Below are 17,950 nucleotides of genomic sequence, written 5' to 3' on the forward strand. Positions count from 1 at the left end.
AGAGCGCCCTTTCCGCGTCGCCTGTGGCGGATGCTTCGGCGCTGCTGTCCCGTGGCGGGCGCAGGGCCAGGGGGGCGCACACGCTCCTCGCGGAGGGCGTGGCGGTGTTCCTCCTGATGCCAGGTCTCGTCTTCTTCCTCGCGGGCGCGGCGGCGGCCCCGTTCCTGCTCTCCGCGATTCTGTGGACTTCGGTCATCCTCCTCTCGATGTCCCGCAATTTCCTCTGGGCCGACCTCCTGCCGCGCGACGCGCTGTCCGAATGGCCGCTCTTCGCGGGGCTGACCGCCAGCTTCGCCGCAGCCGCGCTGGCGCTCGGCCTCGTCTTAGCGCCCGGGTCCCTCTTCAGCCCCGAACCCGAGATGGCGCTGCGGCTTCTCCTCTACCCGGTCCTCGTCGCCCTGCCGCTGGAACTCTTCTGCCGGGCGCTCTTCTTCCGTCGCTACGGCAGGCTCTTCGCCTCGGAGCGCGGCGCCATCCTTTTCTCGGCGGCGGCCGGGGCGGCGCTCTGGGCCGCAATGGGCTGTGGCTGCGGTTTCGCCGCTTTCGGCGCGGCGACCGGCGCGGCGCTCAGCTGGGCCTATCTCCGCACCGGCCAGTTCGCGCTCTCCGTCGCGCTCAACTGGGCGACGGCGCTCGCCTTCTTCCTTATAGCGCCGGGGCTCGCGGAGTTCTGATCGGAGCGCCGGAATTTCGCCGCTTTCGCGTATGATGTCGGCGACCCGCGTCCGAAGGGGCGCAGGCCTGCATTGGAGGAATAGAAATGATGACGAGATGCGTGGCCGCTCTGGCCGCTGTGGGGCTCCTGGCCGCGTGCCAGCCTGACGGGACGGTGGGCCAGCGAACCGGCGCCGGGGCGATCCTCGGCGCGGTCGGCGGCGCCGTCGTCGGCGGGCTGATCGGGGACCGGCGCGGCGCCCTGATCGGCGCGGGCATCGGCACTGTCGCCGGCGCCGCCGTGGGCGCCCAGCTCGACGCGCAGCAGCGCGAGCTCGAGCGCAACCTCGAAGGCACGGGCGCGACCGTCACCAACACCGGGGAGGAAATCCGCGTGAACCTGCCGGCAGGCGTCACCTTCGCCTTCGACCGGGCCGAGATCCAGCCGCAATTCGTCGAGCCGCTCACCCGCGTCTCCCGCACGCTGGCGCAATATGAGAGCAGCCTGATCGACGTGGTCGGCCATACCGACAGCGTGGGCTCCGCCGCCTACAATCAGGACCTGAGCCAGCGCCGCGCCGACACGGTGGCGGACTTCATGTCCCGCCGCGGCGTTCTGCCGGCGCGCATCGCCGCCTTCGGGCGCGGGGAGGATCAGCCCGTCGCCTCGAACGAGACGGAATCGGGCCGCGCGCTGAACCGGCGGGTCGAGATCGTCATCACGCCGCTCACCGAAGGGTGACGGGCCGGGCGCGGCGCTTGACCGGGCGTCGCGCCGCGCCATTCTCGGCTCCATGACCGACGCGACAGCCTTCGCCGCCGCCCCATCAAGGGCCCGTCTCTGGGCGGAGTTCATCGCCTTGTTCGTCGGTCTGCCGCTCCTGATGGCGGCGACCTTCGGGCTCTACCCGCTCTTTCCCGTCCTGCTCGGTCTAGCCGGGCTGGCCTGCCTGCTCCTCCATTTTTCGCCCGCCTGGCGCTGGCGGAAGCTCCTGCAGGGGCCCGTTCTCGGCGAATGGCGGCTGATCCTGCTCTTCTCCGCCGCCACCGCGGCGGTCAGCTACGCCGTGATCATGCAGGCGGCGCCGCAGCGCTTCCTCTCGCTGCCGACCTGGAACACAGGGCTCTGGCTCGCGATCATGGCGCTTTATCCGCTTCTCTCCGCCCTGCCGCAGGAGCTGATCTACCGCTCGCTCTTCTTCGAGCGCTATGGCGCGCTCTTTCCCTCGAAATGGGCCGCCATCGCGGCGAACGGCGCGGCCTTCGCGCTCGGCCATCTCTTCTTCGGCCATTGGGTGACCATCGTGATGACGGGGATCGGCGGGGCCGTCATGGGGTGGGCCTATCTCCGGAACGGCTCGCTCGGCCTCGCCTGGGTCATCCATTCGCTGGCGGGGCAGATCCTCTTCACCTTCGGGCTCGGCATCTATTTCTACCACGGCGCGGCGGGGTAGGGCGGGGGCGCATTCGGGTCCCCATCGCCGCGCCGCCTGCCATCAGGTTGCGGATCGTCATCAGGAGCGCCCGGCGGATCAGACACGCGGCTGATCCGCCCGCGCCCGCCGCGGCGGTCACGATCGGATCTTTGACCGACGCGGCGGCTTGGCGCCCCTCGCCCTTCGGCTTACGTCTCCGGGCGACGGCCTCTGCGGCCTTCCCCCGGAAGGCCGCTGATCGAGGCCGTGGAGCCGAATGTTGACCGAGCGCCACTTGAGAGCGACCTCAAGGCGTCACGGCTCCGCGCCCTCCCCCCGCTCCTTGACTTGACCGCCGCCCTGTCGTTTCTCCGCCCCTGCCTTTCCGGGAGACGAAGATGCACCGCTATCGCAGCCATACCTGCGCCGCCCTCGGCGCCGCCCATGTGGGCGAGACCGTCCGCCTCGCCGGCTGGGTGCACCGCGTGCGGGATCATGGCGGCGTGCTCTTCATCGACCTGCGGGACCATTACGGCGTCACCCAGATCATCGCGGATGCAGACAGCCCGGCCTTCCGGGATGTCGAGCGCGTGCGCGCCGAATGGGTGATCCGCATCGACGGCGTGGTGAAGGCCCGCGCGCCCGAACTCGTGAACCCGAAGATCCCGACCGGGGAGATCGAGGTCTTCGCGCGCGAGCTTGAAGTCCTCTCCGAGGCGGAGGAACTGCCGCTCCCCGTCTTCGGCGAGCTGGACTACCCCGAGGAGACGCGCCTCAAATACCGCTTCCTCGACCTGAGGCGGGACAGGCTGCACCAGTCCATCATCCTCCGCTCGAAGGTCATCGCCTCGATCCGCCGGCGGATGACCGATCTCGGCTTCATGGAATACCAGACGCCGATCCTGACCGCCTCCTCGCCCGAGGGCGCGCGGGATTTCCTCGTCCCCTCCCGCCTCCATCCCGGCAAGTTCTACGCGCTGCCGCAGGCGCCGCAACAGTTCAAGCAGCTCATCATGGTCGCGGGCTTCGACCGCTATTTCCAGATCGCCCCCTGCTTCCGGGACGAGGACCCGCGGGCGGACCGGAGCCCCGGCGAGTTCTACCAGCTCGACCTCGAAATGAGCTTCGTCGAGCAGGAGGATGTGTTCCAGGCCATCGAGCCCCTGATGCGGGGCGTCTTCGAGGAATTCGGCGGCGACCGCCCCGTCACGAAGGAATTCCCCCGCATTCCCTATCGCGAGTCCATGCTGAAATACGGCTCGGACAAGCCGGACCTTCGCAACCCGATCGAGATGCAGGTGGTGAGCGAGCATTTCGCCGGCTCCGGTTTCAAGGTCTTCGCCTCCATGCTGGAGAACCCCGGCATGGAGATCCGCGCCATCCCCGCGCCGGGCGGCGGCTCCCGCGCCTTCTGCGACCGGATGAACGCCTGGGCGCAGAAGCAGGGCCTGCCGGGGATGGGGTATATCTTCTGGCGGGAGGAGGCGGGCGCGCTCGAAGGCGCGGGCCCCCTCGCGAAGAACATCGGCCCGGAGCGGACCGAAGCGCTGCGCCTCCAGCTTGGCCTGAAAGCGGGGGACGCCGCCTTCTTCCTCGGCGGCGACCCGGCGAAGTTCGTCGATGTCGCGGGCAAGGCGCGCAACGTGATCTGGGCCGAGCTTCAGCCGAACGGGGACTGGAAGAACGAGTTCAGGTTCTGCTGGATCGTCGATTTCCCGATGTACGAGCGCGACCCGGAGACGGGGAAGCTCGACTTCTCGCACAACCCCTTCTCCATGCCGCAGGGCGGCCTCGAAGCCCTGAACGCGGCGGACCCGCTGGACGTGCTCGGCTACCAGTATGACATCGTCTGCAACGGCGTGGAGCTTTCCTCCGGCGCGATCCGGAACCACAAGCCCGAAATCATGTATCGCGCCTTCGAGATCGTCGGCCATGACAAGACCTTCGTGGACGAGCATTTCGGCGGCATGATCGACGCCTTCCGCTACGGCGCGCCGCCGCATGGCGGCATCGCGCCCGGCATCGACCGGATGGTGATGCTGCTCGCGGATGCGGAGAACATCCGCGAGGTCATCATGTTCCCGATGAACCAGCGCGCCGAGGACCTGATGATGGGTGCCCCCGCCGCGCCGACGAACGAGCAGCTCAGGGATTTGGGGCTCAGGCTCGCGCCGAAGGGGTAGGGCCTCCGGTCAGGCGGCGGGCGCGCTTCGGCGCGCAAACCGCTATTTCTGATTTCTATTTATAATCAGATACATGGCCCCCCTGCGCAATGTGCGCATCCCTTCGCGCGGCTCAACCGAGCAGCCCCTCCACCAGCCGGCTCCTCGGCTCCGCCAGCCCGTCGATCACGTCGAAATGGTGCCGGCCCGGGATCTCCTCCGCCGCCGTCGCCGCGCCGAGCCCGGCCCAGATGTTGGCGAGGAGGGCGTTCTGCCGGCGGAATTCCGGCCGCTCCTCCGCCCCCGCGACGCAGAGGAGCCGCGCGCCCGGAACGGGGGAGAGGAGCGCGGGGCTTTCCGCCGCCGCCTCCCGGGCGTCGAGCCGGAGGTCGGCGTTCATCGCCGTGCGGAGGAGCGGCCGCAGGTCATGCACGCCCGAGATGGAGACGACGCGCGCGACCCGCGCCAGAACGTCGGCCGGGAGCGGCCCGCCCTCCGCGATCATCCGCGCCGCGAGATGCCCGCCCGCCGAATGCCCGGTCAGCCGCAGCGGGCCAGGAACGCGCCGCGCGGCGAAGGCGACGGCGCGCCCGATCTCCTGCGTGATCGCCGAGAGTCGCGCATCGGGCGCGAGCGTGTAGGAGGGCATGGCGACTGCCCATCCCCGCGCCAGCGGCCCGCCCGCGAGCCATGACCAGGTGGACTTGTCGAAGGCCCGCCAATAGCCGCCGTGGATGAAAACGACGAGCCCCTCGGCCGCGCCTTCGGGATGAAAGAGGTCGAGCCTCTGCCGCTCACCCGGCCCATAGGCGAGGTCGAGTTCGGCCCGCGCTCCCAGCGCCTCCCGGAACGAAGCCGCCGCCGCGGCCCAGCGCGGCGGATAGTCCGCGGCCCCGGCGATATGGGCGCCATTGGCGTAGGCGTCGTCCCAATCCTCGATCCGCGTCTCGTCCATCGCGCCCTCCTCGTCCTCAGGCCGACAGAAGGGCGGATGCGGCGCGGATTGTCGAGGGGCGGGGCCTCAGGCGAACTCGCCTTGCGCGAACCATTCCCCCCGCCGCTCCGCCCCCAGCGCCTCGAAGAGCCAGAGCCGGCGGCCGCATTCCGTCTCCGCCCGCCAGTAATCCCGCGGGCCGGAGCGCCAGGCCGGGTCGTCGAGCCACCATTCCGGTGCGATCCGCTCCGGCCCCTCGGCATGGGCGAGGCTCCAGGTCCGGCCGCGCCAGCGGAACCGGGCGGGCGGCCGGGCGGAGCCTTCCGCACTCATGGGTTCGGGCGGGAAGAGCGCGAGCGGGCGGATGCGCCCCCGGTCCGGCCAGCCGCCCTCGGGCGGCGCGGCATAGGCCGCCTGTGCGATGATCCAGCCCTTTTCCGGGATGTGGCTCTCCGCCGGCAGGGGGCGCGTGAGCCGCTCGAGCCCGATCCGCGCGCCGATCCGCGTCAGGAGATCGGCGAAATCCTCCCCCCCGCCGGCGTCACGCCGCGCCTCCGCCTCGGCCAGCGCCTCGAAATGGCCGCGACGCGACCCGCCGTCGAAGGGCTCCGCCTCCGTGACGGCGAGGCGCGCCGCGTCCGCGCCAAAACCGGTCTCCATCGCCGCGATCTTCGGCGCGAGGAGGGCGAGGAGGCGCGCCGGGTCCCGCCCCGGCCGGGCGAGCCCGATCTCCGCCGTCGCCCACCCCCCTTCCGCGAGCCGGAGCGAGAAGCGGAGCCGGCGCGCCCCCAGCCCCCGCTCCGTCAGCCGGGCGGAGACGCGCTCCGCAAGCCGGAGCGCCGCCGCCTCGACATCCGCGACGAGGCCGATCGGCTCGGGGAAGCTGATCCGGGCGGAAAGCGGCGGCTCCGCCCGGAGGGGGGAGATCGGCTCCGGCGCATGGCCCAGCGCCTGGTCGAGCCGGAGCACGAGTTCCGCGCCGAAGCGGCGGGCGAGCCCGGCGCGGGGCGTGAGCGTCAGCTCCTCGATCCGCCGGAGCCCGAGCCGCATCAGCCGCTCCGTCACCGCCTCCGGCAGGCGCAAGGCGGCGACCGGCAGCGGCGCAAGCGCCGCCCGCGCGCCGCCGACGGGGACGACGAGCGGCGGCGCCGGCGGCGCGGGCGGCGCCGCGGGCGGGCGCGGGCGGCGCGGGCTCCGCACCCGCGTCGCCCGCGCATCCGCCGCCACCGCATCCCCGCCCGGCGCGCCGCCGGGCCTCGCCCCCGCCGCATGGCGTGCGAGCGCCCAGGCCGCGCCGCGCGTATCCGCCACCGCGCCCCGCGCCGTGAACCCGAGATCGGAGAGCGCTTCCAGCGCCTCCGTCAGCGTCTCCGCCTCCCCGCCGAACAGATGCGCCGCCCCCGCGATGTCGAGCGCGAGGCCCGTCCACGGCCCCGGCGGCTCCGCGGCGACGAGGGGGCTCCAGCGTCCCGCCCAGCGCGCGAGGCCGGCGAGCGCCGCCGCCTCCCGCTCCGGCGCTGCCGGGCGGGTCAGGAGATCGGGCTGGATCGCCCGCGCATCCGTCAGCATCATGCCGGCGCCGAGCCCGGACGCCGCCGCCGCGCGGTTGACCGAGGCGAGCCGGAGCGCCCCGGAGATCTCCTCCACCAGGGCGAAGGCCGGCCCGTCCGCCCCCGCGCCGCTCCGGCGCAGCCGCCATTCCGCCGCGAAATGCGGCAGCCAGAGCGAGAGGATGCGGCGGCGCGGGGGCATGGTTCACGGGCGATCGCGGTTGGGGCGCGCCGGCCGGCTTCCGGCGGAATGCTGCTTTGTCCCAAGGTTGCGCATTCACGTCCGGGCGAAGAGATCGACGAAGGAACGCGCGCCGGGCATCCGCTCCCCTGGACGGCTCTTCGGCATGGCGACCCGGTAATGGTTCCTGTTATGTTCTTATATGCTGCGCCCGTCGATTCGCGCCAGACCCTTCAGCCGCGAAGCAGCGACCCGATCCGCCGCAGCGCGAGGAGATACCCCTCCGTCCCGCAGCCGGCGATCACCCCATCCGCCCGCGCCGAGACGAAGGAGTGGTGGCGGAAGCTCTCCCGCTTGTGGATGTTGGAGATGTGCACCTCCATCACCACGCCCTCGAAGGCGTTGAGCGCGTCGAGAATGGCCACCGACGTATGGCTGTAGGCGCCGGGGTTGATGACGATCGCCGCCGCCTCCTCCCGCGCCCGGTGGATGAGGTCCACCAGCGCCCCCTCATGGTTCGACTGATAGGCGGTGAGCCCGAGGCCAAGTTCGCCCGCCATCGCCGCCGCCGCCGCCTCGACATCCGCCAGCGTCTCCCGCCCGTATATTTCGGGCTGGCGCTTGCCAAGGAGGTTGAGGTTCGGCCCGTTCAGCAGGAACACCATCTTCTTCATGCGGCTGCCGCCTCGTCGACGAGCCCGGCCAGCGCCTCCGCCGCAAGGGCGAAGGAGCGTAGGCGCAGCGCGTGGTCATGGATCATGCCGGTGACCATGATCTCGTCCGGCCGATAGCGGGAGGCGAGTTCCGCGAAGCGCCGCCGCGCCGTCGCCGGCGAGCCTACCGCGGCGCAGGAGAAGGCGGCCTCCGCCTGCGCGATCGCCTCGGGCGGCAGATGGGCGGACAGGTCCTCGACGGGGCGGGGCAGGGGGCCGGGCCGCCCCATCCGGAGATTGGCGAAGCCGAGTATCTGGGAAGAGCGGAGATAACGCGCCTCCTCGTCCGTCTCCGCCAAAGTCGCGCCTACGGCCATGATGGCGTAGGGCTTCGCCAGATGCGCCGAGGGCCGGAATCGCGCGCGATAAAGCGTCAGCGCCTCTTCGAGCGCGAACGGCGCGAAATGCGAGGCGAAGGCGTATGGCAGACCGAAATGCGCGGCGAATTCCGCGCCGTAGAGGCTGGAGCCGAGAATCCAGACCGGCACGTTCGAGCCCTCGCCTGGCACCGCCCGGATGCGCGCCCCATCCCGCGGCGCGCCGAGATAGCCGATCAGCTCCGCCACGTCGGAGGGGAAATCCTCCGGCCCGGCGAGGTGCCGGCGCAGCGCGCGGGCGGTCAGCATGTCCGTCCCCGGCGCGCGGCCGAGGCCGAGGTCGATCCGCCCCGGGAAGAGCGCAGCGAGCGTGCCGAACTGCTCCGCGATCACCAGCGGCGCATGGTTCGGCAGCATCACGCCCCCGGCGCCGACCCGGATCGTCTTCGTCCCCGCCGCGACATGGCCGATGACCACCGCGGTGGCCGCGCTGGCGATGCCAGGCATGTTGTGATGTTCGGCGAGCCAGAACCGCCGATAGCCGCTCTCTTCCGCCATCCGGGCGAGCTCAAGGCTGTTGCGGAGCGCATCCGCCGCCGCCGCGCCCTCGGGAATCGGCGCGAGGTCGAGCAGGGAATAGGCGCGCATGGCTTGGTTCCTTCTTCGCCGAGTGTGGCGGGAAGATGCCGAAGCCGCGCGCGCCCGTCGAGTCCGCGTTGAGCGCGGACGGGGTTCAGCTCACGCCGAAGGCCGCATCCGCCTCCCGGCGCCAGAGCCGCGCGCCTGCGCTCTCCGCGAGCATCCAGAGAAGCAGGAGATGCGCTTCCCCCGGCGCAACCTCGCCCACGGCGGGCCGCGCGTCGATCAGCGCCGTGATCCGCGGGGAGAGCGAAACGGAGGCGCCAGAGGCGCGCCATTCGAGGGCGAGCGGCGTGGCGTCCGCCCGCGCAAGGGTCAGCACGCCGCCCCGCGGCAGCGCGGAGGCGGCGGCGAGCGCGAGGAGCAGAAGCGGCCGCCCCTCCGCGAAACGGAGCGAGCCGGGGGCCGCCGACCAGTCCAGCGTCACCTTCCGCCGGGAGAAATGGGCGGCGGCCGCCGCCTCCAGCTCCCCGCGCCCGATCGCTTCGGCCGGGTCCCGCGCGCCGAAGGCGAGTCGCAGGAACTGGAGCGTCGCGCTCGCCGCGCCGGCGCAATCGGCGATGAGGTCGATGACGTCCTCATGGCCGCCGCCCGGGCCCAGCAATTCCAGACCGTTGCCGATCGCGCCAACCGGGCTTATGAGATCGTGGCAGATGCGCGAGGCGACGAGGCCGGCGACGGCGAGTTCGTCGCTCATCGCGCCGCCTCCGGAAGAGAGGTCTGAGCCCGATGAGCCGATCCGCGCCCTATGAGCCTGGCGCCATCGTTCGCAGCCGGGCCCGGCCTGATTGGGGGCTCGGGCAGGTCCAGTCGAATATTGGCGGGCGGATCACGATCAATTTTCAGCATGCGGGCAAGCTCGTCCTCCAGGGGGGCGCCGCCGATCTGGAGCTGGTCGCCCCGGATTGGGAATGACGCCATTCGGGCCAGCATAGGGCATTGCGTCGCCATGATGGTTAACAGGCTTTCCCCGGGGCTTGTTGCGTCGTATCCGGCGCTCACCTAATGTCCGCGCCGATCGCGGGGAGGCGCCCGCGCGCAAAGGAGCGTTGCATTGCGGATCGACGCAGGCCGGTTCACCTTAAGGCTGGCGGAGAGCGAAGAGGATGTCGCCGCCGCGCAGCGGCTCCGCTATCGCGTTTTCGTTGAGGAGATGGGAGCCCGCCCGTCGGAAGAAGACCGTGCACTCCGGCGGGAGCGGGATGCGTTTGACCGGCATTTCGACCATCTTCTGCTGATCGACAACGAGGCGAAGCCGGAGGACCCGCTGGACAGGGTGGCCGGCGTCTACCGCCTCCTGCGTGGCGCGGTCGCGAGGAAGGGCTGCGGCTTCTACGGCGAAAGCGAATACGACCTCACCAAGATCAAGAACTATCCTCGCGAGACGATGGAGCTTGGCCGCTCCTGCGTCGGCCCCGAATACCGCGGCGGCGCGGCGATGCACCTGCTGTGGACCGGGCTTGGCCAATATGTCGCGGACCATGGCGTCGAGATCATGTTCGGGGTGGCCAGCTTCCACGGGAACGACCCGGCGAAACTCGCTGTCCCGCTTTCGTGGCTTCACTGGAACCATCTCGCGCCTGAAGATCTCCGCGTTCGCACGCGGGAGGAGTTCTTCGTGCCGATGGACGTGATCCCGCCGGAAAAGCTTTCGCGCGCCGAGGCGATGCGGCAGATCCCCCCGCTTATCAAGGCCTATATAAGGCTCGGCGGCTTCGTCGGGGACGGCGCCTTCATCGACCACGCCTTCAACACGGTGGACGTGTGCCTTCTCATGGACACGACGCGCATGGTGAACCGCTACCGCGACTTCTACCAGCGCGAATCCCGCGGCGCGACGGATCGCATCCTTGGCTGAGATCGCGACGGGCGCGACGCTGACGTGGAAGGAGGCGGAGCCCCCCGCGCTCCCGCCCGCAACACAGTTGCAGAAGCTGCGCGGCGGCCTTCGGATCGCGGCGGCGCTGATCGTGACGGCCGTGCTTCTCCTCGTCTTCGTTCTCGGGAAATGGCTCAAGGGCCGTTTCGGCCCGCGCGTGACCTTTCAGTACGGCGCGGCGCGGTTCTGGTCCCGCCTCATGCTGGCGCTTTTCGGGCTGAAGCCCGTGGTGCGTGGCCGCCCCATCAGGAAGGGCGGCGTCCTTGTGGCCAACCACGCCTCCTGGGCGGACATTCTCGCCCTCCGTTCGGTCACGCGGATCAATTTCGTCTCGAAGGCGGAGGTGCGGGACTGGCCTGGCGTCGGCCGCGTCGCCGAGCTTTGCGAGACGGTGTTCATCGAGCGCAAGCGGAGCCACGCCAAGCGGCAGCAAACGGACCTCCTCGAGCGGATCGTCGCGGGCGAGCTTCTCTGTCTCTTCCCCGAGGGGACGAGCACGGACGGCCTGCGCGTCCTGCCGTTCAAGTCCACGCTGATGTCGGTCCTCTTTATCGAAGGGGTGCATGAGGAAGCGATGGTGCAGCCCGTCTCCCTCGTCTACCGCCCCTCGCCGCGGCTTGGCCTGCCGGTGAACTTCTACGGCTGGTGGGGCTCCATGTCCTTTGAAGGGCATATCTGGGAGGTCGCGTGCCGCTCCCGCGGCGGGACAGTGGAGATCGTGTTCCACGAGCCTTCGCGCGCCGTGGACTGGGCGGACCGCAAGGCGCTGACAGCGCATTGCGAGACGGCGGTGAGGAGCGCCTTTCCGGCCGAAGCGCTCGCCTGAAGGTTGCGCGTTGGCTCCTGTCGCCCCTAGGCTCGCGCGGCAGGGCGGAGATTTCTCATGGCGCGGATCGACGGACGGGCTGGAAATGACGGGAGCCTTCGCGGCGGCGCGGCGGACGACGTCGTAAGCGGCCTTTCGGGTGCGGATCGGCTGGCTGGAGCTGGCGGCGACGACCGGCTGACTGGCGGCGAAGGGTCGGACAGGGCTCGAGGCGGCGCCGGAAACGATACCCTGATCGGGGACGATCCCGGCGGCGGCTCGACCCTCATCAACTCCGCCCGGATCGAGACGGGGCTCGACAGGCTCGTCTTCGCCGCCGTCGCGCCGGGGGATGACGCCTTCTTCCTCGTCGAGCAGCAGAACGGGGCCGTCCACCGGTTCGACCTCGAAACGGGAAGCTCGACGCCCTTCCTCGACCTGCCCGAGGGCGCGATTTCCACCGCGGGGGAGGAGGGATTGCTCGGCCTCGCCTTCCACCCGGATTATGCGGCGAACGGCCGCTTCTTCCTCCACCTCGTGAACGACGCCGGCAATGTCGAGGTGCGAGAGTTCAGGCGGGACGCCGACGATCCGTCGCGCGCCGATCCGGGGAGCGGGCGTACGGTGATCGAGATTCAGCATCCCGGCCGCACCAACCACAATGGCGGCACTGTCGCCTTCGGGCCGGACGGGATGCTCTACGTCTCCGTCGGCGACGGCGGAGGGCGCGGCGACCCGGACGGAAACGGCCAGAACCCCGACACGCTCCTCGGCGCGATCCTGCGGCTCGACATCGACGGCGACGATTTTCCCGCCGATGCGGCGCGCAACTACGCGATCCCGGCGGACAACCCCTTCGCCGTGGGGGGCGGCGCGCCCGAGATCTGGGATTTCGGCCTCCGCAATCCCTTTCGCTTCGGCTTCGACCCGGAGACGGGCGATCTCCTGATCGGCGATGTCGGACAGGGCCAGAGGGAAGAGATCAGCCTCCATCCCGCGGGCGCGCCGGGCGGGATCAATTTCGGCTGGAACATCCGCGAGGGCTTCGTGCCCTTCGCCGGCGGGCCGACGGAAGGGCTGACCGACCCGATTTTCGACTATTCCCGCGATCTCGGTGTGTCCGTCACCGGCGGCGGTTTCGTTCCTGAAGGCGGGGGGCTCGCGGGCGCCTATGTCTTCGCGGATTTCGTCACCGGGCGCTTCTTCACCCTCCGCGCCGTCGACGGGGCCGCCGTTGACGCAGTGGAGCGGACCGAACAGTTCGGCGGGGACGGCCTCCCGGAGAACGTCGCCGCGTTCGCGACCGGGCCGGACGGCGCGCTCTACGCCGTCTCGCTGCGCGGCGCGCTGTTCCGGCTGGAATTCGGCGCCGCGGCCGGAGCGGGGGACGATACGCTTCGCGGCGGAACAGGGGACGACCGCATCCTCGGCGGCGCGGGCGACGACCGGCTCTTTGGCCAGGCGGGCGAGGACACGCTGCGCGGTGGAGGGGGGGAGGACATGCTCAAGGGCGGCGCAGGCGCGGACATCATCCGCGGCGGCGCCGGGCGGGATCGGATCGAGGGGCGCGGCGGGGATGACGCTCTCATCGGCGGCGGCGGGGCGGATGTCTTCGTCTTCGGTCGCCGGAACGGCGACGACGATGTGCGGGGCTTCCGCGCTGGGTCGGACATAGCGGACCTTTCTGCGCTCCGCCTCGAAGGGTTCGAAGCCCTTGCGCAGGCGCTGTCGGACGGGCCGGAAGGCGCGCGTCTCGATCTGTCGGCGCTGGGAGGAAGCGGTTCGGTCACCTTTCACGCGGTCGCGGCAGCAGCGCTTCAAGCTAATGATTTCATTTTCTAATCTTGATGAATCCTCGTTGAAGATTGCCAAAAAGCGGCGCCGTTTTTTGACAAGTGGCCTCCGGGCTCTCTATCATTGGAAAAAATCGATCCACGAAACGCCGCGGCGAAGCGGGGCGAAAGCCCGGCCCGCTCTCCGCATGTCACGGGAGACGAAGACGATGAGACAGGGACCGGCCATCGCCATCGCAGCGCTGCTCGCCGCCTCCGGCGCGGGCGCCGCAGATCTTTCCATCGTATCCGGGGCCATCGGACGGGACATCGAGACGCTGCGCGGCAATCTCGACCGGTTCGAGGAGATGACGGGCCATACCGTCTCCATCGTGGAGATGCCGTCCTCCACCACAGACCAGTTCGCGCAATACCGGCTCTGGCTCTCCGCCGGCGCGGGCGATATCGACGTCTACCGGACGGACATCGTCTGGGCGCCGCAGCTCGCCGATCATCTCCTCGACCTCGGGGAAAGGGGGCGCGAGGCCGCGAAGGATCATTTCCCCTCCATCATCGAATCGCAGACGGTGGACGGCCGCCTCATCGCGCTCCCCTTCTACGCCGACGCGCCGGCGCTCTATTACAGGACTGACCTTCTGGAGGAGTACCGCCTCTCCGTGCCTGAGACCTGGGCGGCGCTGGAGGAGGCGGCGCGGACCATCCAGGAGGGCGAGCGCGCGAAGGGAGAGAGCGACTTCCACGGCTTTGTCTTTCAGGGAGCCGCCTATGAGGGGCTGACCTGCGACGCGCTCGAATGGGTCGCCTCGCATGGCGGCGGCGGGATCGTGGAGGCGGACGGGACGATCTCCATCAACAACCCTGAAGCTGCCGCGGCCATCGACATGGCCGCCGGCTGGATCGGGACGATATCGCCCGAGGGCGTGCTCGGTTACAAGGAGGAGGAGAGCCGCGGCGTCTGGCAGACGGGCAAGGCCGCCTTCATGCGCAACTGGCCCTACGCCTACGCGCTCGGGCAGGGCGAGGACAGCGCGGTCAAGGACCGTTTCGCCGTCGCCCCGCTTCCCTCCGGCGGCTCTGGCTCGGCTGCGACGCTCGGGGGCTGGAACCTCGCCGTCTCGAAATACACCGACGAGCCGGAGGCGGCGATCGAGCTGGTTCTGTTTCTCACCGGCGTCGAGGCGCAGAAACTGCGCGCCGTGCGCAATTCGAGCCTTCCGACCCGCCCTGCGCTCTATGACGATCCGGAGATCGCGGCGGCGCAGCCGATCATCCCGGAGTGGAAGGAGATATTCCTGAACGCGGTTCCGCGCCCCTCCGCGCCCACGAAGGGCGACTATAACGAGGTCTCCAAGGAGTTCTGGGACGCGGTGCACGCCACGCTCTCCGGAAACGGGGACGCCGCGCGCAACCTCGCGCGGCTCGAGGCGCGGCTCAAGCGGCTGAAGGGCCCGGGCTGGGACTGAGGCGGGTTTGAAGCGGGGAGGAACGACAGGCGGCTGCCGGCGCCGCACGGCGGCGCTCTTCCTCGCGCCCATGATGCTGACCTTGCTGGTCGTCGCCGGCTGGCCTTTGGCGAGGACCATCTGGTTCGGCTTCACCGACGCCTCGCTCGGAAACCTTGACGAGGCGCGTTGGGTCGGCTTCGCCAACTATCTCGAATGGTTCGATTATGGCGACGGGGAGGGGGAGTGGTTCGGCCTGCTGGCGGACGGGCAATGGTGGCGCGCCGTCTGGAACACCCTTTGCTTCGCCTTCGTCACTGTCAGCATCGAGACGGCGCTCGGCCTTGTCATCGCGCTCGCCCTCAATCAGAAGTTCCCGTTCCGCGGCCTCGTCCGCGCCGCGGTGCTGATACCCTGGGCGATCCCCACCATCGTCTCCGCCAAGATGTGGGCCTGGATGCTGAACGACCAGTTCGGGATCATCAACGACCTTTTCCTCCGCCTAGGCCTCATCTCCGCCCCGGTCGCCTGGGTGGCCTCGGCGGACACGGCGATGATCGCGGTGATGATCGTGGATATCTGGAAGACGACGCCCTTCATGGCGCTCCTCATCCTCGCCGGGCTCCAGATGATCCCGGAGGACATCTACGAGGCGGCGCGGGTGGACGGTGTGCATCCGCTCAAGGTCTTCCGCGAGGTGACGCTCCCGCTTGTCGCGCCGGCGCTCCTTGTCGCCGTCATCTTCCGCGCGCTCGACGCGCTCCGCGTCTTCGACATCATTTACGTGATGACGCCGAACAACTCGGAGACGAGGACGATGTCCGTCCTCGCGCAGGAAAACCTTTTCCAGTTCGACCAGTTCGCCTACGGCTCCGCCGCCTCCACGATGCTCTTCCTCGTCGTCGCCCTCGTCACGCTCGGCTATATCCGCGTGGCGCGGCTTACTCTCGGGGGCGCGCGATGAAGCTGGCGAAGGCGGCGGGCTTCTGGGCGCTGATCGTGGCGATCCTCCTTTTCGCGCTCTTTCCCTTCTACTACGCGATCCTGACCTCGCTGGAGAGCGGCACGGCGGTCTTCACCCCGAACTACCTGCCGGAGGCCTTCGACCTCTCGAATTACACGTTCGTGCTGGGGCAGGGCGTGTTCGGGCGGAACGTGTTCAATTCGATCCTTGTCGCGACGCTGACTGTCGCCATCTCCCTCGGCCTCGGGTTGACGGCGGCCTTCGCGCTGGCGCGCATCCCGTTCCGCGGGCGGGGGCTGATGCTGATGACGATCCTCTCCGTCTCGATGTTCCCGCAGATCGCGGTGCTGGCCGGGCTCTTCGAGACGGTGCGCGTCCTCGGCCTCTACAATTCCCACGGCGCGCTGATCTTCAGCTACATGATCTTCACGCTGCCCTTCACCGTCTGGGTGCTGACGACCTTCATGCGCGACCTGCCGAAGGAAGTGGAGGAGGCGGCGATCATGGATGGCGCCTCGCCCTTCGTCATCGTCACGCGCGTCTTCCTGCCGCTGATGTGGCCGGCTATGGTGACGACAGGGCTTCTCGCCTTCATTCAGGCGTGGAACGAGTTCCTCTTCGCGCTCACCTTCGTCTCCAGCGCCGAGATGCGGACGGCGCCGGTCGCCATCGCGCTTATCTCCGGGACCTCGGCGCAGGAGACGCCATGGGGCCCGATCATGGCGGCCTCCGTCACCGTGACCATGCCGCTCGTGATCCTCGTCCTGATCTTCCAGCGGCGGATCGTGGCCGGGCTCACCGCGGGCGGGGTGAAGGGATAGGAGAACGCATGGCCCGTCTGAGCCTCGAAAAAGTCTCGAAATCCTTCGGCGCCGCGAAGGTGATCCGCGAGGTCGATCTCGTTATCGAGAAAGGCGAATTCGTCGTCTTCGTCGGCCCCTCGGGCTGCGGAAAATCCACCCTCCTGCGCCTCATCGCCGGGCTGGAGGAGATCACGTCGGGCGAGTTGCGCTTTGACGGGGACTTGATGAACGACCGCCCGCCATCGGCGCGCGGCGTCGCAATGGTGTTCCAGTCCTACGCGCTCTACCCGCACATGACCGTGCGGAAGAACATGGCCTTCGGGCTGAAGCTCGCCGGAGCCGGGCGGAATGCGGTGGAGGAGAAGGTGCGGGAGGCGGCGCGGATGCTCGCCCTGGAGCCCTATCTCGACCGCCTGCCCAAGGAGCTTTCCGGCGGCCAGCGCCAGCGCGTCGCCATCGGCCGCGCCATTGTGCGGGACCCGCGCGTCTTCCTCTTCGACGAGCCCCTCTCTAACCTCGACGCCGCGCTTCGCGCCCGCACGCGGGTGGAGATCGCCGCCCTGCATGAGCGGATGGAGGGGACGACGATGATCTACGTCACCCATGACCAGGTCGAGGCGATGACGCTGGCGGACCGGATCGTGGTGCTGAACGAGGGTCGGGTGGAGCAGGTCGGCGCGCCGATGGAGCTCTACTCCCGCCCGACCACCCGCTTCGTCGCCGGCTTCATCGGCTCCCCGGCGATGAACCTCCTCGCCGCGGAGGCGGATGGCGAAGAGGTCCGCCCCGAAGGCGGCGCCCCGCTCCGCCTAGGGGAGGGCGCGGCCCGCGCCCGAACCATTGGCGTCCGCCCCGAGGATCTCGCGCCGGCGGCGGAGGAAGACGCGCTCTTCTCCGGCCGCGTCTCCCTCGTCGAGCGCCTCGGGGAGGCGGAGCTTGCGCATCTCGATCTCGAAGGCGCGGCGTCGGTGATCGTCAAACTGCCAAGGGGCGCCGGCGCGAAGCGGGGCGAGCGGCTCTCCGTTTCCGCCCCCGCCGAAGCCATCCACCTCTTCGACGAGGCGGGGCGGCGGATCGGCTGAGTCAGTCCAGGAGCGCCGCGAAGGCCCGCGCGCCCGCCGCCGGCCCCTCCGGGTGGGACCAGATCGCCGCGCCCGCAGCGATGAAATCCGCATGCGGCGCCAGCGCCTCCGCCAGCGCGAGCGTCATCCCCCCCTCAGCGACCGAGGGCGTGGTGATCGCCTCCGCCCACCATTCGAAGAGCTCCTGCTCCGCGATCTCCCCCGCGCCAAGCGCGCTTTCCGCCACCGGCCCGAGCGAGACGTAATCCGCCCCCGCCTCGGCGAGCGTCATCCCCATATGGCGCGAGGCGCCGGCATGGGCGCCGACGATCGCCTCCTCCCCCAACGCCTTCCGCGCCTCCCGCACCGAAAGCCGCGGATTGGCGAGATGCGCGCCGTCGAGCCCGAGCTGGCGGGCGAGGCGGAAATGATCGGTCAGGACCAGCGCCACGTCATGCCCGAGGCAGACCTCGCGCAAAGGGTCCGCCACGGCGCGGATCACCCCCTCCTCCTCCGCAGCGAAGCGGAGCCGCACGCAGGCGCAGGGCGCGGCGGAGAGCGCGGCGTCGAGCAGCGGCGCGAAGGACGCGCCCTCGGAAAGCGGCGGGGTGAGGAGATAGAGGCGAGGCTCGGTCATC

At 70.0% G+C, this 17,950-nt stretch carries 18 protein-coding genes; 12 read left to right on the top strand and 6 right to left on the bottom strand.

Features of this window, described 5'->3' with window-relative positions; genetic code table 11:
* The first annotated feature begins 23 nt into the window (after nt 1–23).
* The 4 genes from ACE37J_RS10080 (at nt 24) to aspS (ending at nt 4,252) form a co-directional block, all read left to right on the top strand.
* Entirely contained in the window at nt 24–674 is a 651-nt protein-coding gene (locus ACE37J_RS10080) for a type II CAAX prenyl endopeptidase Rce1 family protein (protein WP_409710901.1), read from the top strand.
* Between the two features lie 89 nt (nt 675–763).
* Nucleotides 764–1,396: an OmpA family protein gene (locus tag ACE37J_RS10085; protein WP_409710903.1), complete on the top strand. Its 633-nt coding sequence runs from the start codon at nt 764–766 to the stop codon at nt 1,394–1,396.
* A gap of 52 nt (nt 1,397–1,448) precedes the next feature.
* Complete coding sequence (locus ACE37J_RS10090) at nt 1,449–2,108, top strand: CPBP family intramembrane glutamic endopeptidase (protein WP_409710905.1); 660 nt, start codon at nt 1,449–1,451, stop codon at nt 2,106–2,108.
* 359 nt (nt 2,109–2,467) lie between these two features.
* A complete protein-coding gene (aspS, locus tag ACE37J_RS10095; protein ID WP_409710907.1) occupies nt 2,468–4,252 on the top strand; it encodes an aspartate--tRNA ligase in 1,785 nt (594 codons plus the stop codon).
* A 112-nt stretch (nt 4,253–4,364) separates the two neighbouring features.
* Here the strand turns inward: aspS and ACE37J_RS10100 are convergent, their stop codons facing one another.
* The 5 genes from ACE37J_RS10100 to ACE37J_RS10120 all read right to left on the bottom strand — a co-directional run bounded on the left by ACE37J_RS10100 (nt 4,365) and on the right by ACE37J_RS10120 (nt 9,262).
* Nucleotides 4,365–5,186: an alpha/beta hydrolase gene (locus tag ACE37J_RS10100; RefSeq protein WP_409710909.1), complete on the bottom strand. Its 822-nt coding sequence runs from the start codon at nt 5,184–5,186 to the stop codon at nt 4,365–4,367.
* Nucleotides 5,187–5,252: 66 nt separating this feature from the next.
* Nucleotides 5,253–6,917: a Y-family DNA polymerase gene (locus ACE37J_RS10105; protein ID WP_409710911.1), complete on the bottom strand. Its 1,665-nt coding sequence runs from the start codon at nt 6,915–6,917 to the stop codon at nt 5,253–5,255.
* 212 nt (nt 6,918–7,129) lie between these two features.
* Nucleotides 7,130–7,570: a type II 3-dehydroquinate dehydratase gene (gene aroQ / locus ACE37J_RS10110; protein WP_409710913.1), complete on the bottom strand. Its 441-nt coding sequence runs from the start codon at nt 7,568–7,570 to the stop codon at nt 7,130–7,132.
* Nucleotides 7,567–8,574 carry an LLM class flavin-dependent oxidoreductase gene (locus tag ACE37J_RS10115; RefSeq protein WP_409710915.1) on the bottom strand — a complete coding sequence of 336 codons (1,008 nt, stop codon included), beginning with the start codon at nt 8,572–8,574 and terminating at the stop codon, nt 7,567–7,569. The genes aroQ and ACE37J_RS10115 overlap by 4 nt, the downstream gene beginning before the upstream one ends.
* Nucleotides 8,575–8,659: 85 nt before the next feature.
* Entirely contained in the window at nt 8,660–9,262 is a 603-nt protein-coding gene (locus ACE37J_RS10120) for a histidine phosphotransferase family protein (RefSeq protein ID WP_409710917.1), read from the bottom strand.
* A 32-nt stretch (nt 9,263–9,294) separates the two neighbouring features.
* Here ACE37J_RS10120 and ACE37J_RS10125 point away from each other — a divergent pair, with 32 nt between their 5' ends.
* The 8 genes from ACE37J_RS10125 (at nt 9,295) to ACE37J_RS10160 (ending at nt 17,333) form a co-directional block, all read left to right on the top strand.
* Complete coding sequence (locus ACE37J_RS10125) at nt 9,295–9,480, top strand: DUF3553 domain-containing protein (RefSeq protein ID WP_409710919.1); 186 nt, start codon at nt 9,295–9,297, stop codon at nt 9,478–9,480.
* A gap of 139 nt (nt 9,481–9,619) precedes the next feature.
* The gene (locus ACE37J_RS10130; protein WP_409710921.1) at nt 9,620–10,423 is read left to right on the top strand and encodes a GNAT family N-acetyltransferase; all 804 of its coding nucleotides are present in this window, start codon (nt 9,620–9,622) and stop codon (nt 10,421–10,423) included.
* Nucleotides 10,416–11,270: a lysophospholipid acyltransferase family protein gene (locus tag ACE37J_RS10135; protein WP_409710923.1), complete on the top strand. Its 855-nt coding sequence runs from the start codon at nt 10,416–10,418 to the stop codon at nt 11,268–11,270. Before ACE37J_RS10130 ends, ACE37J_RS10135 begins: the two co-directional genes overlap by 8 nt.
* 57 nt (nt 11,271–11,327) lie before the next feature.
* Nucleotides 11,328–13,091 carry a PQQ-dependent sugar dehydrogenase gene (locus ACE37J_RS10140; protein WP_409710925.1) on the top strand — a complete coding sequence of 588 codons (1,764 nt, stop codon included), beginning with the start codon at nt 11,328–11,330 and terminating at the stop codon, nt 13,089–13,091.
* A 160-nt stretch (nt 13,092–13,251) separates the two neighbouring features.
* Nucleotides 13,252–14,505, top strand: a complete 1,254-nt coding sequence (locus ACE37J_RS10145; RefSeq protein WP_409710927.1) for an ABC transporter substrate-binding protein — start codon at nt 13,252–13,254, stop codon at nt 14,503–14,505.
* A gap of 70 nt (nt 14,506–14,575) precedes the next feature.
* On the top strand, nt 14,576–15,448 hold the full coding sequence (locus tag ACE37J_RS10150; protein ID WP_409710929.1) for a carbohydrate ABC transporter permease: 873 nt from the start codon (nt 14,576–14,578) through the stop codon (nt 15,446–15,448).
* Nucleotides 15,445–16,269 carry a carbohydrate ABC transporter permease gene (locus ACE37J_RS10155; RefSeq protein WP_409710931.1) on the top strand — a complete coding sequence of 275 codons (825 nt, stop codon included), beginning with the start codon at nt 15,445–15,447 and terminating at the stop codon, nt 16,267–16,269. Before ACE37J_RS10150 ends, ACE37J_RS10155 begins: the two co-directional genes overlap by 4 nt.
* 8 nt (nt 16,270–16,277) lie before the next feature.
* Nucleotides 16,278–17,333 carry an ABC transporter ATP-binding protein gene (locus tag ACE37J_RS10160; RefSeq protein WP_409710933.1) on the top strand — a complete coding sequence of 352 codons (1,056 nt, stop codon included), beginning with the start codon at nt 16,278–16,280 and terminating at the stop codon, nt 17,331–17,333.
* A 1-nt stretch (nt 17,334) separates the two neighbouring features.
* Here the strand turns inward: ACE37J_RS10160 and ACE37J_RS10165 are convergent, their stop codons facing one another.
* Nucleotides 17,335–17,949 carry a thiamine phosphate synthase gene (locus ACE37J_RS10165; protein WP_409710935.1) on the bottom strand — a complete coding sequence of 205 codons (615 nt, stop codon included), beginning with the start codon at nt 17,947–17,949 and terminating at the stop codon, nt 17,335–17,337.
* Between the last annotated feature and the right edge of the window lies 1 nt (nt 17,950).

This window comes from Pikeienuella sp. (genome assembly GCF_046290545.1).
GTDB lineage: Bacteria > Pseudomonadota > Alphaproteobacteria > Rhodobacterales > Rhodobacteraceae > Pikeienuella.